The sequence below is a fragment of the Sphingobium sp. TCM1 genome (assembly GCF_001650725.1).
GTDB lineage: Bacteria > Pseudomonadota > Alphaproteobacteria > Sphingomonadales > Sphingomonadaceae > Sphingobium.
In genome coordinates, this window is the sequence record NZ_LXVX01000001.1 from 129,601 (window position 1) to 143,643 (window position 14,043).

The following is a 14,043-nucleotide window of genomic DNA, read 5'->3' on the forward strand; positions in this document are numbered from 1 at the left end:
TCAATCCTTCGCCAGCAGCAGCGCCGCCGCCATCGGGCCACCGCCCGAGGTCGCGATCGCGACCCTGGGATCGCCGGCGATCTGCCGCGCTCCACCCTCTCCCCGCAACTGCACAACCGCCTCATAAGCGAAGCCGAAGCCATGCAGGCGACCCCAGCCGAGCTGGCCGCCGCCGGTATTCATCGGCAGGTCGCCGTCGAGCGCGATTCGCTTGCCACCTTCCAGGAACTGGCCGCCCTCGCCGATCTCACAGAAGCCCAGGCCTTCCAGCCAGGTGATCGGCTGGAAGGCGAAGCCGTCGTACAGCTGGACGGTATCGACATCCTTGACGCGATAGTCTGTAGTCGCCCAGAGATCTCGGCCGGTCGGATAGGCTCCGGCCCATTCGGCCTGATCCCAGCTATAGCGTTCGACCGAACCGGCGCTGGCAGCGATCCGGATCGGCGTTGCCTTCACCTCGTCCAGGGCGTCGCCTGCCGAAACGATGATGACCGTCGAGGCGTCGGTGAAACGGTCGCAATCATAGAGGCAGAAGGGCGTGCTGATCATCCGCGCGCCCATATATTTGTCCATCGTCAACGGTTCGCGAACGAGGGCGCGCGGATTGCGCGCGGCATTGGCATGATCGTTCAACGCCACCTGCGCGAGCTGCTCGCGGGTCAGACCATAACGCTTCATGTGCCGCATCGCGAATTGCGCGGTCCAGTTGGCGGCGGAAAAGGCGCCGAAGGGCGACACCCATTGCGAACTGCCCGACACGTCCTTGCGCCGTTCGAGCGGCGGAAACTCCTCCGGCCGGGCGAGGGCGGCGGCCTCATAGACGGTGCGGAAGCAGAGCACATGGCGCGCCAGGCCCGCCTTCACCGCAGCAGCGGCTTCCGCCACCGCCCCCAATTGAGCAGTCGCTTCCGCCGCGCCGACATGCCAGCGGGTCTTCAGCCCCAGCACCTCGATGAGATCATCTGCACTGACCGGCGAGAAGCCGAGAAAGCTCTGCATCTTGCCGGGATAGGTGGCGACGCCGTCGATCTGGTCGAGAGTGAGGCCCGCGTCGGCGATGGCTTCGCGCACGGCGTCGAGGGTCAGGCCCAGCGGGGACCGTGTCAGGCGGACACCGACCTCGGACATGCCGATGCCGCTGATATGGGCTTCGTGCGCCATGGTTCAGCCGACCTTTTCGAACAGGGGATACCAGATGCCGTCCTGTTCCTCGAACAGCACCTGGACCCGATCGTCGATATCGACCGCATCGACCGGGCAATGGACGATGTTGGTCGTCAGATAGACGCCCGGCGCATCGTCCAGCTTCACGCGCGCGATCACGAAGGGCACTTCCATGTCCTTCGCCCACGACTGATGATTGACCGTATAGCTGTCGACCACGCCCTTCCCCGTCACCGCATGGGGGCCGACATTTTCCGACTGGCAATGGCGACAGATTTCGCGCGGGGGATGGGTGAAGCCCCCACAATCACCGCAGCGGGTGATATTGAGCCGCCCGTCCGCGCCGCCGGTCCAGAAGGCGCGATTGTCCCGGTCGAGCCGGGGCCGCGAACGCTGCCAGGCCATGTCAGTCGGCCCAGACCAGGTGCAGGCTTTCCAGGCCGATCACATGACCGCCATGGAACACCGGCGGATGGTCGGGATCGAGCCGGAATTCGGGCAGGCGGGCGAGCATTTCCTCGTAGAGGACTTGCAGTTCGACGCGGGCGAGGTGCGAGCCCAGGCAACGATGCGGGCCGACCCCGAAGGCGATATGGACATTATTCTCGCGATCGAGGTCATAGACCTCCGGCTGCGGAAATTCCTTCGCGTCGAGATCCGCAGCCGGCAGGAACAGCTTGACGAAGTCGCCCGGCATCAGCTTCGCGCCAGCCAGTTCGGCCTCCTTCTTCACGATCCGCATCGGCACGGTGAAAGTATAGCGGCGCAGCATTTCCTCCGCCGCCTCGGCGATCAGCTTGGGTTCGGCGCGCAGCTTGCGTTGCAGGTCGAGGTCGAGGGCCAGACCGCGCATGGCAAGGCCCATGCCGTTCATGACCGTATCGAGACCGGCGATGAACAATAGCACGCCATAATTCTCCATGTCGGCCAGCGTGGTGGGCTGGCCGTCAATCTCGAGCTTCCATAGCATCGAGAGAATGTCGTCGCGCGGATTGTCGCGGCGGTCGAGCATCACATCGCGCATCGCTGCGGCAATCTTTTGCAGGCGACGCATCGACCCTTCGCGATCGGTGTCGATCGCCTCCATATGCTCCTTCACGATGGCGCGATATTCGGGCAGCCGGTCGAGCGGCAGGCCCAGCATCTTGAGGAACACCTGGACCGGCAGCGGCTCGGCCACGGCGGACATGAATTCGCAGCGCCCCGCCGGCTTGATCGTCTCGATCAGTTCGGCCGCGAGCGCGCTGATGCTGGCCCTCAGGTTCGCGATCGTCTTGGGCGAGAAGACCTTTTGCAGCGGCTGGCGATATTTGGTGTGCTCGGGCGGATCGAGCGTGATCGGGACCGGCTGGGGGATGTGGGGCGCGCCGGGCGGCAGCGCCGCCAGCATCGCCTTCATCTGCGCAGCCGGCACGAATTCACTGGAGAAGGTTTCCGTATCGCGCGAGGCTTCATAATTGGCGGCATGGCTGATCGCCAGCCAGCCGCCGCCGTTGCGCGGCGTCCAGAAGACGGGCGGCGCGGTGCGCAGCAGATCCAATATCCGCTGGTGCGGATCGGCCAGCAGGCCCGGATCGGCATGGACGTCAAAGTCATAGACCAGCGCATCGGGCACATGGGCCGGCTTGGCTGCTATCGGGCTGAGGGCTGCGTGAACCATGATGTCTCCGGCTATCCTGCTTCCTGTTTTGGCCGGTGTCGCCCGCATGGCGGACAAAGGCAAATGGGTTGGCACAGCCTCGTCGCAATACCGCAGGGACGATCGCCACAATCACCCGATCCCGCGCGTATCGTGGCGGCGATTGAGCGTTAGGACGAGTTGATCGCCGTCCCAATCTCCTTTCTAAGGAAGACAAGCATCGCTGGAGAGGCGTCATGAAAATCCGCATCGAAAGAGCGGCGTGCGTGGGCAATGCCCGCTGTGCCGCCGTGTCAGACACCCTCTATCCGCTCGACGAGGACGGCTACATCGCGACCGACGGTTTCGAGGTTCCCGAGGGCATGGAAAAGATCGCGAAAAACGGCGCGCGCGCCTGTCCCGAGCGGATCATCTTCGTGATCGAGGATGACGACAGCATCAGCTGGCCCCCGGCGGCCAAGGCCTGACCATCTTATCGGAGAGCATGATGAGCGACTTATTGGGCTACAGGGGCAAGCGGGTGATCGTAAGCGGGTGCTTCTCCGGCATGGGAGAGGCGACGGCCAGGTTGCTGCTCGACCTGGGCGCTGAGGTGCATGGCCTGGATTTCAAGGACAGCAGCCTGCCGCTCGCATCCTTCCACAATGTCGACCTGCGCGACGCAGGCTCGATCGAGCGCGCCGTTGCCGGCATCGGTGGAAAGGTGGACGCGCTCTTCAATTGCGCGGGCCTGCCGCAATCCTTCCCGCCGATGGATGTGATGAAGGTGAACTTCATCGGCCTGCGGCATCTGACCGAACAGGTGTTGCCGTTGATGGGCCCTGGCGGTGCGATCGCCAGCATCGCTTCAACCGGCGGGCTTGGCTGGAGCCGCCGCATCCCCACCAACATGGAATTCGTCACCACCAAGGGCTTCGATGCCGCCATCGCCTGGTGCGAGGCAAATATGGACATCGTCAAGGAAGGCTACAGCTTCTCCAAGGAGAATGTGATCGTCTGGACCCAATATATGGGCGCCCACCTCATCAAGCAGGGCATCCGCATCAACTGCACCCTGCCCTCTCCCACCCAGACGCCGATGATGGCCGCGTTCGAGGCGACCTCTGGCAAGGATGTCGTCGCCGCTGCGGCCGAGCCGATGGGACGCTATTCGACGCCGGAGGAGCAGGCTGCGGGCCTGGTCCTCATCAACAGCGACCTGGCCAGCATCGTCAACGGCGTGGTTTTCCCGGTCGACGGCGGCTTCATGGGCGGCGTGGCGACCGGGCAGGTCGACCTCAGCATCATGATGCGGCGCGCCGCACCCGCGCAATAAGCCGGAGCCTGCCAACATGAATTTCGACCTGACCGACGACCAGGAAATGATGCGCGACATGTTCGCGCGCTTCCTCGACGAACAGAGCAGCATGATCCGGGTGCGCGAGGCGGCGCCTTCGGGCTTTGATCCGGCCTTGTGGCAGGGGCTCGCCGATCTGGGCGCCCTGTCGATCCGGGTGCCGGAGGAAGCCGGCGGACTGGGCCTGGGCCTGTTCGACGCCACGCTGCTGATGGAGGAAGCTGGCCGGACCCTGGCGTCGGGGCCGTTGGCGGAAGCATTGGTCGCCGCCCGGCTGCTGGCGCAGCTGGGCGGCGACACCGCCGAGTTGCTGGGGCAGGTCATGACCGGCAGGGCCATTGTCAGCCTCGCCTTTCATGACGTGGCCGACCAGCCGGTGCAATGGATCGGCGGCGGACAGGTGGCGCAGTCCGTGATCGCGCGGCGCGGCGGGGATGTGATCCTGGTCGATGTGCCTGAAGCCGCACGGCGCTCCGAGGACAACTTGGCATCGACACCCATGGCCGAAATCGATCTTGGCGCCCTGCCCCATGCCATATTGGCGACTGGGGAGGCCGCACTGTCAACCTTCGCGCAGGGCGTGGAGGAATGGAAGCTGTTGATTGCCGCCGGGCTGGCGGGGATCGGGCGACAAGCGCTCAAGCTCGCCGCCGCCTATGCCTGCGAACGCAAGCAGTTCGACCAGTATATCGGCCAGTTTCAGGCCATTTCCCATCCGCTGGCGGACCTGCTGTGCGATGTCGATGGCGGCAAGTTCCTGGTCTGGAAAGCGATACGGGATCTGGTCGACGCCGCACCACAGGCGGGCGCGGCGATATCGATCGCCGCCTGGTGGAATGCCGACGCCGCCGCACGGGCGGTGGCGCAGGCGCTGCACACATTTGGCGGCTACGGCCTCACCACCGAATATGACATCTTCCTGTTCAACCTGCGCGCCAAGGCCTGGCCGCTGCTGCTGGGCGACCCGCAGCGGCTGATCGAGGAAGCGGGCCGGCGCTTCTATGGCGCCGAAAGGCCCGCCCTGCCTGATGCAGGTGCCATGCCGATCGACTTCGACCTAGGCGAGGACGCGCGAGCCATCACGCAGGAAATCAACGATTTCTTTGCCGCGAACGTGACGCCGGAGATGCGCGAGACCTTCCATTACAGCTGGGAGGGCTATAATCCCGAACTGAACCGCAAGCTCGCCGCGCAGAATCTCCTCTATCTGGGCCTGCCGGCCGATGTCGGCGGCAGAGGCTTGTCGGCCTACGAAAAGACCGCGGCGATGGATGCGTTCGAAACGCAGGGCTACAATAACCCCGCCGCCAATGTGACGCAGATGGTGGCACTCATCATCCACCGCTTCGGCACGGAAGAACTCAAGGCGGCGGTGCTGCCGGAGATCATGCGCGGGGAGGTGATCTGCTCGCTCGGCTATTCCGAACCCGGTTCCGGTTCCGACGTGTTCGCCGCCCAATGTCGCGCCACGCAGCAGGCCGACGGCAGCTGGCGGATCGACGGCACCAAGATGTTCACCAGCGGCGCCAACCTGGCCACCTATGTGCTGATGCTGTGCCGGACCAACCCGGACGTGGCCAAGCACAAGGGGCTGACCATGTTCATCGTACCACTGAAGGCCGACGGGGTGACGATCCAGCCGGTCCATACCTTCCAGGACGAGCGGACCAACATCACCTTCTATGACGGCGTCTCCATTCCCGACAGCTGGCGGCTGGGCGAGATCGACGGCGGCGTCCGCACCATGAGCGCCAGTCTGGAGCTGGAGCATGGCGGGGGATTCGCCAAATATCAGCGCGCGATGTTGCAGGCAGCCGAAAGCCTGTGCCGAGAGATTCGGTGCGATGGCCGGACGCTGATCGAGAATGGCGGCGCGCAGGTTCGCCTGGCGCGGACCGCTGCCAATCTGTGGGCATCGGAACTCATCACCTACCGGGCACAATGGGCGATAGCGGAAAAGAAGCCCAACCATGCCTATGGCCCGATGGCCAAGATGTTCAGTTCCGAAAAATTCCAGAGCGACGCGCGCGACCTGCTGGATCTGACGGCGCCGCTATCCCTGTCGAAGCGCAAGGGCGCGGCCGCCGAGATCAACCAATATTACCGCCACGCCCAGGGATCGACCATTTATGGCGGGACAAGCGAGGTCCATCGCAGCATGATCGCCGAGCGGGCATTGGGCCTGCCGCGCACCCGTGCCTGAGGATGACGCCATGAGTGATAAGCCGCATCTGCTGACGCAGGAACAGGACGGCATCCTGATCGTCACGCTCAATCGGCCGGACAAGCTCAACGCCCTATCCGCCGAGACCATGGCGCTGTTCGAAGCCGCCCTGCTCCGCTTTCGCGATACCGCGGCATTGCGGGTGATGCTGATCCGCGCGAATGGTCGCTATTTTTCGGCCGGCGCGGACCTCAAGAGCGGCGATGCTCCGGCCTATCCGCGCACGCCGAGCGGCATCCGCGAAAATCATCGGCTGAATCTGAACGGGATGCAGCGCATCTATGACGAGATGGAGCATGTCGAAAAGCCCATCGTCTGCGCCATTCACGCGACCTGCGTCGGTGGCGGGCTGGAAATGGCTCTGTCGTGCGATTTCCGCCTGGCGGCCAGGAGCGCGGCTTTCTCCTTCCCCGAGGGGCTTTTCGGGGTGCTGCCGGCCTCCAATGGGGTCAGCCGCCTGACGCGCATCTGCGGTCCGCATTGGGCACGCTGGTTGATCATGGGCAATCAGAAGGCCGATGCCGATCGGGCATTGATCATGGGCCTGGTCCATGACGTGCTGCCGGACGAGGGATTTGACGAGGCCGCGCTCGCCTTCTGCCTCCACCTTACCCGGCAAAATCCGGAACAGATGGGCGCGGCCAAGATCGCCATCGAACTTGCTAACGAGGTCGGCCCCTCCATGGGCCGCCATGTCGAGCGGATGGCGAACAGCGCCCTGATGCTGAACCCTGCCTATCTGGAGGGCATGGAGCGCTACCTGAAGGGCGTTGGCGGGCAGAAGGACTGATCGGTCAAACGCGTCCCTCTACCGCAAGGGCGCGATAGTCGCGAATACCCAGTTCGAGCAGCCGCGCCTCCGCGCGCAACAGATGCGTTCGTCCCAGCGGATTGGGTGTATGCAGTATATGCTGCAACGCGGTGTCAGTCGTCACGGTGACGACGCGTTCCAGCCCCGTCATCAATGCCGTGGCCATACTGAATGGTGGGGATTGCTGCTGGCCCAGATCGCCGTCCATCTGCTCGACCAACAAGCGCATGACTGGCTGCGCCGCATGGACGCGATGCAATACCATGCGCTCATTCTGCGCGTCGGCCATCTGGTTACGCAGGTGGAGAAGCCGCGAATGCTTGATCCAGAAGCCGTGATAAGCGGTGACAAAGGCCAGCGCCCTTTCTCCCAGGACTGCGTCATCCCAGCGATCGCGCAGCAAGGAAATATACTCATCCTCCGCCGTCGCCATCACCGGTTCCAGCACCGCCATCAGCAGTTCGGTGAGATCGTTGAAATAATTGTAGAGCGAGGTCATCCCCAACGATGCCTGGCGCGCCACGGCGCTCAACGAAACCTCGACATCCGGCGGCCCCGCCAACAATTCATTGGTGGCGGCGAGGATACGCTCACGCGTGTCCCGCCCCTTGCGACCCAGGCGCTGGCCGTTGAGATTGTGGCTGAGCGTGGTGGAGGGCGCTGCCGCGCGCGCGCGAATGGTTGATGGCCTGACAGCCTGGTCGCCCACCGTCTTGTCCACGTTCGCGCTCAAAATCCGACCCCGCTATCCCGTCATGCGCGCCAGGCCACGAGCTTGGTATCGAGAAACTCCTCGATGCCCTCAAGGCCCCATTCGCGACCCATGCCACTGGCCTTGCAGCCGCCAAAAGGCAAGTCTCCGGCGATGCACATGCCGCCATTAACGCTCACCGACCCCGTCCGTATCCGCCGGGCGACACCGATCGCACGGTCAAGGTCGCCCGACGCCACCCCGCCCGACAGCCCGTAGCTGCTTTCATTGGCGATACGGATGGCGTCCTCGTCATCGTCATAGGGGATGACGACAAGGACCGGTCCGAAAATCTCTTCCTGCGCGATACGCATGTCATTGGTGACGTCAGCGAAGCAGGTCGGCTCGACAAAATAGCCGCCGCCCTTGTCCGGGCGCGCCTTGCCTCCGGCCAGCAGCGTCGCCCCCTCCTGTTGCCCCAGTTCGACATAGGACAGGACGCGATCCATCTGCCGCTTCGACACGACCGGACCCATGATATGCTGCGGATTGTCGAACTCGCCCCAATTATCGCCGAAACTGCCGTAGGCATGTTTGAGGACGGCCTTGGCCTCCTCATGGCGGCTGCGCGGCACCAGCAGGCGCGAATGGACGGCACAGCCCTGGCCTGCGTGGAAGACGAGCATCGACTGGGCGACGTCCATGGCGAAATTGGGTGCATCGTCGAGGATGATCTTCGCCGACTTGCCGCCCAGTTCGAGGAAGACGCGCTTCAGGGTGGCAGCGCCCTGTTCCATGATGCGCTTGCCAACGCCAGTAGACCCGGTGAAGGAAATGAGGTCCACGCGCGGGTCCGTGACCAGCATTTCGCCGGCCAGCGCCGGGTCCGCGCCGAAGACGACGTTGAGCACGCCGGCGGGGAAGCCCGCTTCCGCCGCCAGTTCGCCGAAGATCGCGCCCATGCCCGGCGTGTTGGGCGCAGGCTTCAGAATGACGGTGCAACCTGCCAGCAGAGCCGCAACGACCTTCCCCACATTGACATAGAGCGGCACGTTCCAGGGCGTGATCGCCCCGACGACCCCCACCGGTTCATAATAGGCGCGGCGCTGCGTCTCGAAGCCGTAGCCGGTGCGCGGTCCATAATCCTTTTCCCAGACGATTTGGGGAAAGAGGCGCAGATAATCGTCCCAGCCGTCGAGCGCCATGTCGACATGGGCGCGGCCGACCGCCCCGATGGCCGCGCCGGCTTCATGGCGGGCAAGGTCGGACAGGCGATCCTTGTTCGCTTCGAAAAGCGCTCGCAATTTCGTGACGAGGGCCACGCGCAGTTCGACATTGGTCGACCAGTCGGTGGTGTCGAACGCCCGGCGCGCGGCCGCGATCGCCGCCTCGACATCGGCCGCCGACGCATCGGCCGCCCGCCCGACCACATCCCCGGTCCAAGGTCCGATCACGTCGAACGTGCGGCCTTCCTCGGCTTCGCGCAACACGCCGTCGATATAGAGTTTGGCGTCGGGGAGAATGGTCATGGTCTTGGTCTTCCTATGAATGGGGATGGTCAGCCGCGACGGTCGGCGGTCAATGCGACATGGCGGATATGCAGGTCGGCCGGCATGTCGATGACGGCCCGAAAGGCGTCGGTGACAGAATGATAATGGCTGATGGGACGGTCGCGCGGGTTGAGGCCGATCTTCGCATTGTCCTGCATGAAGCGGACGGCGACCTCCATCGGCCAGTTCGTGCCGGTCTTGGTCTCGTCCATCATCTGGCCGGCCTGCACCACCGTCACGCGGACGCCGTCGGCGGCGAGTTCGCGCGCCCACAGGTCCGACATCAGTTCCAGCGCAGCCTTGCCCCCGGCGTAGAGCCACAGCATCGCCATCTTGATGGCCACGGATTCGCTGCTGACGTTGATGATATGACCGCCACCCCGCAACAGCGGCAGCGCCTCGCGCGCGCAGAGGATGGGGCCAGCGACGTTGGTCATCAGCGATGCGACGACCTGATCGTCACGGACATCGGCCAGCGTGAAGGGTTCGTAGATGGCCGCGTTGTTGATGAGGACGTCGATCCTAGGATGCAGTTCCGCAAGCCTGGCGAAAGCCGCGCGGATGGACGCAGGATCGGCGACGTCGCAGACCAGCGCCACATGCGGCGCGCCCAGCTCCGCCGCCACGGCCTCCACCTTGGCAGCGGTGCGGCCCAGCAGGACCACCGTATCCCCGTCCGCGGCGAAGCGGCGCGCCAGCGCCCGGCCGAGGCCGTCGCCTGCGCCCGTAACGACGATCGTCTTGCCCATAAAGCCTTCCATCCTCTTCCCGCTCTTTCTCCCTACCTGCCCCCACTGGCCGGCGTCCGGCAAGGGATCAGGCCATCGTGCGCGCGATAGTTGGCTGCCTTAACCGGCAGGCCGGGCGAAGTCCGCCGGATAGACCGACAGATCGCCATCATAGGCGATGCCGCCGGGCCAGAAGCGGGCGCCGCTGACCTTGCTGAAATAATGGACGGTGCGCGCGAAAGAGCCGGCGGCCGAGCGCGGCGCGAAGGCAACGCCGCTGGGACTGACGCCGCGCGCGCGCGCGCTGAAATCCTTGACCGTGAACAACAGGTCGTCGGTCTGCTGGGCGCAGAAGACGAGGTCGCTGCCGGGGCAGTAGTGGCGCGGTTGGATCTGCACCGACGACAGCCGGCCGCGCTTCATCGCCACCTTGCCCGGCACGCGGGTAACTTCGGGCGCGTGCACCGTGTCATACCAGTGATGATATTCCGCCTCCCGCCCGGCGACGAAATTGGCCAGGATGATGCTGACTCCGGAAAAGGGCTGATCGGCGCGATGGTTGGGGCTGAAGGCCCAGTCCCCATACATGGCGTAGCTATGGATGCGTTCCGTATCGCCGCTGTCGTCGATCAGACCGGCGTCGCGCGCTTCGGCCAGCAGCGGGCCCAGCGCGGGCAGATCGATCTCGGGCGCCGGGTAGTCGAATTCATAGACACTGAGGAAGGCCCAGGGCTGGGGAATGTCCGGCATGATCTGTTCGGGCGTCACGGCATAGCGGTCTGCCGAACGCAAGCCGCGCAGCCGGGCCAGATCATCCTGATGCTTGCCGTCGAACCAGCGGGCATAAGCGCCCTCGCGCCCGGACGGGACATTATGGAGATGGATGGTCGTATAAAGGCTCATGTCCGCAATCCCGTCAGCGCTGCGCTCAGCAATGCAGCACGGACGGCCGTGCCGTGCCAGCGGCTTGCGCGGCGAAGCGGCAATGATCGCCAAGGCGAACCCTGCCTTCGCCGGCAAGCACCGCGTAATGTCAGAAGCGGAAGCCGCGCATCTGGTTGTTGCCGTCGCACAGGATGACCTGGTTGTTGATGAAACTGCCTTCGTCCGAAGCCAGGAACAGGGCTAGCTGGGCGATGTCTTCCGCCGTTCCCTGGCGACGGACCGACTGCATTGCCTTCAACCTTTCCCAATTGGCGGCGTCGACACCCTGCTGCGCGGCCTCGGTCGCCATCAGGCCCGGCGCGATGCCGACGCAGCGTATCTCGTCGGCGCCGAACTGCTGCGCCATGGCATGGGTGAAGATGTTGAGCGCCGCCTTCGTGACGCCATAGGCAGTCGCGGGATTGTAGCTCGCCATCGACGACTTGTTGATGATGACGCCCTTGGCCCTTGCCAGCGCCGGGCGGAGCGCTTCCGCCAGCAGCATCGGCCCGATCGTGTTGATGGCGAAATAGTGCTGCCATTTCGCCTGCCCCAGACCGAAGAAGCCACGCGCGATCTCGCCGGAGTGAAGTCCGGCATTGTTGATCAGCACGTCCAGCCGGTGATGCCCGGCCAGAACCGCGTCGGCGCAGGCATGAATGTCGGCCTCCACCGCCATGTCGATGCGGTGCATTTCGGCGCTGCCCCCCGTCTGTTCGATCAGGGTGCGGCTTTCCGCCAGCCCATCCTCGTTGATGTCGGCCAGGATGAGGTGGGCGCCTTCGCCTGCGAAGGCCAGGGCATGGGCGCGGCCCAGGCCGCCCGCCGATCCCGTGACCAGCACTGTCCTGCCCGCGAACCGATGCGCCATTGCGTCCCTCCTCATTCCATGCGGTCGAACCGCACTTGCGCGATCCGCCATCCCTGCGGCGTCAGGCGAAAGCGGTCGGCATAGCGCCCCATCACCGTGTCGATGACACCGCTCTCGCGACGTTTAAGCTTGACCATTACCGTCCAGTCACCCCTCAGCTCGTCCCCATCCACCTCGATCCGGGGCGAATGGAGCATGTGCAGCACCCACAGGCTGTTGCCGGCAATGGCGGTACAGAGAAAGCCGGTGATCGCATCGGCACCCTCGAGCAGGCCCATGCCATAGTCGCCCACGAAATCGGTGGTGAAGATCTTGGCGAACAGGGTACGGGCCTCATCCGGATCCTGCGCGGCCAGATCGGCGGCCGCACAATAGCGCGCCTTGAGATTGGCGATGGTCAGCGCCTGATCCGCAAGGCCGTTCATGCCGGCTCGGCTTCGAGCCGCTTCGCCACCAGCGCCTTGAGATCGGCGGTCTTGATCTTCGCGCTGCCGGTCAGCGCCAGATCCTCCTCGCTGAAAAAGAGAACGCGACGTGGGACCTTGTAACTGGCCAGCTGACCTTTGGCGAAACCGCGCACATCCTCTTCCGCCAATGCGGCGCCGTCATGCGGGACGATGCAGGCGACGACCAGTTCGCCCAGCGTTTCATGCGGGACGCCGACCGTCTGGGTCATCTTGACACCGGGACAACCCTTGATGACGGCGTCGATCTCCACCGGGGAAACATTGGCGCCCCCGGTCTTGATGATGTCGTTGAGGCGCCCTTCCCAGAACAGCCTGCCCGCCGCATCCAGATATCCGCCGTCGCCGGTGCGGAAGAAACCCTCCGCGTCGACGCTTTCATCCAGCGGCACGCCGACATAGCCGAGCATCAGCGTCGGCCCCTTGACCGCGATCTCGCCACGTTCGCCCAGCGGCATGACGGCGCCGGTCAGGGGATCGAGGACCTTGAAGATATTGCCCGGCAGCGGTTTGCCATGGCTGCCGGCAATCTCCGCCTCCGGAGTGCCGGAGTCGAAGATGGCGCTGATCGTGAAGGTTTCGGTATTGCCATAGGCGGCCATTGGTTCCTGCCAGTCGGTCCGGACCGTGGGATGGCGACCCAGCGGCGTGTTCGCCCCGACATAATGGAGCGAGGACAGATCGACATCGCGCCAGTTCGCCGCCCCTTCCAGCTGCGCCCATTGGTGCGGCCAGGCAAAGGCCATGGTCGCGCGCTCCTGTTCCATCAGGCGAAGCGCCTCTTCGGGCTGGAACGTGGCTTGCAGGATCAGGCTGCCGCCCGAGGACAGGGCGCCGCCGATGGCCATGGCGAAATTGCCCGACCAGAAGAAGCCGTTGGCGGACCAGGCGCGGGCGTCCTCCCGCGCAGCGAGAAAGCGCTTCCAGCGCCAGAGCTGGAGCGTGACTCCCCGGTGCATGGACAGGATGCCCTTGGGCTTCGCGGTCGAACCGGACGAGAAGAAGAGTACGCCCGGATCGGCGGGCGTCACGGTCGCGGCGGCGGCGTCGACCAGAGCCTGATCGACCGTTGCCCCGCGCGCGAGGAAATCGTCCCACGGCTCGATCATACCGCCTCCGCCTCCGACTGAGGCGATGTGACGCAGGAATGGAAAGCGGGTCGATCCCAGTTCCCCCGGCGCGCTGGTTGCAACCGCCGGCTCCAGCTCGGCGATCATGGACGCAAAATCCTTCTTCAGGACGGAGCGTTCGATGAGCAGGACATGCGCGCCCGAGGCCTGGATCAGGTGATCCAGTTCGGCCGTCGTCGAAAAGGTGCTGAGCGTCGCCGCCACACCGCCGGCGAGCGCCGTACCGAACACCGCAGCGAGAAATTCCGGACGATTGGTCATCAGAACGGCGACGCGCGTACCCTTGCCCACGCCGGCGGCAATGAGCGCGCGGGCCACCACATTGGCCCGCGCCCACAGTTCGTCATAGGTCCACCGCGTGACGGTATCGCCTTCATGCATGACCAGCGCCTCGGCCGGCCCCGATCGCGCCGTGACCTGCCGGAGCCAGCCGCCCAGGGTGAGTTCGCCCAGTCCCGGCTCTTCGCCCAGGGGCGGGCCGGCGACGATCGAAAGCGGCCGATCAGTCATC

14 protein-coding genes are annotated in these 14,043 nt (G+C 64.8%); 4 read left to right on the forward strand and 10 right to left on the reverse strand.

Going from position 1 to position 14,043, the window contains the following annotated elements:
* From A7Q26_RS00570 to A7Q26_RS00580, 3 genes are read right to left on the reverse strand one after another with little or no spacing between them, the layout of a single operon-like run.
* Entirely contained in the window at positions 1-1,161 is a 1,161-nt protein-coding gene (locus A7Q26_RS00570; RefSeq protein WP_066854993.1) for a thiolase family protein, read from the reverse strand.
* Between the two features lie 3 nt (positions 1,162-1,164).
* Positions 1,165-1,569, reverse strand: a complete 405-nt coding sequence (locus A7Q26_RS00575) for a Zn-ribbon domain-containing OB-fold protein (RefSeq protein WP_066854996.1) — start codon at positions 1,567-1,569, stop codon at positions 1,165-1,167.
* Position 1,570: 1 nt separating this feature from the next.
* Complete coding sequence (locus A7Q26_RS00580; RefSeq protein ID WP_066854999.1) at positions 1,571-2,824, reverse strand: cytochrome P450; 1,254 nt, start codon at positions 2,822-2,824, stop codon at positions 1,571-1,573.
* A gap of 215 nt (positions 2,825-3,039) precedes the next feature.
* Here A7Q26_RS00580 and A7Q26_RS00585 point away from each other — a divergent pair, with 215 nt between their 5' ends.
* From A7Q26_RS00585 to A7Q26_RS00600, 4 genes are read left to right on the forward strand one after another with little or no spacing between them, the layout of a single operon-like run.
* A complete protein-coding gene (locus A7Q26_RS00585; protein ID WP_066855002.1) occupies positions 3,040-3,270 on the forward strand; it encodes a ferredoxin in 231 nt (76 codons plus the stop codon).
* Between the two features lie 20 nt (positions 3,271-3,290).
* Positions 3,291-4,118: a coniferyl-alcohol dehydrogenase gene (locus A7Q26_RS00590; RefSeq protein ID WP_066855005.1), complete on the forward strand. Its 828-nt coding sequence runs from the start codon at positions 3,291-3,293 to the stop codon at positions 4,116-4,118.
* Between the two features lie 16 nt (positions 4,119-4,134).
* Positions 4,135-6,342, forward strand: coding sequence for an acyl-CoA dehydrogenase family protein (locus A7Q26_RS00595; protein WP_066855009.1), 2,208 nt, complete (start codon positions 4,135-4,137; stop codon positions 6,340-6,342).
* A gap of 10 nt (positions 6,343-6,352) precedes the next feature.
* Complete coding sequence (locus A7Q26_RS00600; RefSeq protein WP_066855012.1) at positions 6,353-7,153, forward strand: enoyl-CoA hydratase/isomerase family protein; 801 nt, start codon at positions 6,353-6,355, stop codon at positions 7,151-7,153.
* A gap of 4 nt (positions 7,154-7,157) precedes the next feature.
* Here the strand turns inward: A7Q26_RS00600 and A7Q26_RS00605 are convergent, their stop codons facing one another.
* The 7 genes from A7Q26_RS00605 to A7Q26_RS00635 form a co-directional block, all read right to left on the reverse strand.
* On the reverse strand, positions 7,158-7,907 hold the full coding sequence (locus A7Q26_RS00605) for a TetR/AcrR family transcriptional regulator (protein WP_066855015.1): 750 nt from the start codon (positions 7,905-7,907) through the stop codon (positions 7,158-7,160).
* Between the two features lie 20 nt (positions 7,908-7,927).
* Positions 7,928-9,394 carry an aldehyde dehydrogenase family protein gene (locus A7Q26_RS00610; protein WP_066855018.1) on the reverse strand — a complete coding sequence of 489 codons (1,467 nt, stop codon included), beginning with the start codon at positions 9,392-9,394 and terminating at the stop codon, positions 7,928-7,930.
* A 29-nt stretch (positions 9,395-9,423) separates the two neighbouring features.
* A complete protein-coding gene (locus tag A7Q26_RS00615; protein ID WP_232313619.1) occupies positions 9,424-10,176 on the reverse strand; it encodes an SDR family oxidoreductase in 753 nt (250 codons plus the stop codon).
* A gap of 87 nt (positions 10,177-10,263) precedes the next feature.
* Positions 10,264-11,046, reverse strand: a complete 783-nt coding sequence (locus tag A7Q26_RS00620) for a hypothetical protein (protein WP_066855020.1) — start codon at positions 11,044-11,046, stop codon at positions 10,264-10,266.
* 130 nt (positions 11,047-11,176) lie between these two features.
* A complete protein-coding gene (locus tag A7Q26_RS00625) occupies positions 11,177-11,938 on the reverse strand; it encodes an SDR family NAD(P)-dependent oxidoreductase (protein ID WP_066855023.1) in 762 nt (253 codons plus the stop codon).
* Positions 11,939-11,949: 11 nt separating this feature from the next.
* Positions 11,950-12,363 carry a nuclear transport factor 2 family protein gene (locus A7Q26_RS00630; RefSeq protein ID WP_066855027.1) on the reverse strand — a complete coding sequence of 138 codons (414 nt, stop codon included), beginning with the start codon at positions 12,361-12,363 and terminating at the stop codon, positions 11,950-11,952.
* The gene (locus A7Q26_RS00635; RefSeq protein ID WP_066855030.1) at positions 12,360-14,042 is read right to left on the reverse strand and encodes a class I adenylate-forming enzyme family protein; all 1,683 of its coding nucleotides are present in this window, start codon (positions 14,040-14,042) and stop codon (positions 12,360-12,362) included. Before A7Q26_RS00635 ends, A7Q26_RS00630 begins: the two co-directional genes overlap by 4 nt.
* Position 14,043 lies beyond the last annotated feature (1 nt).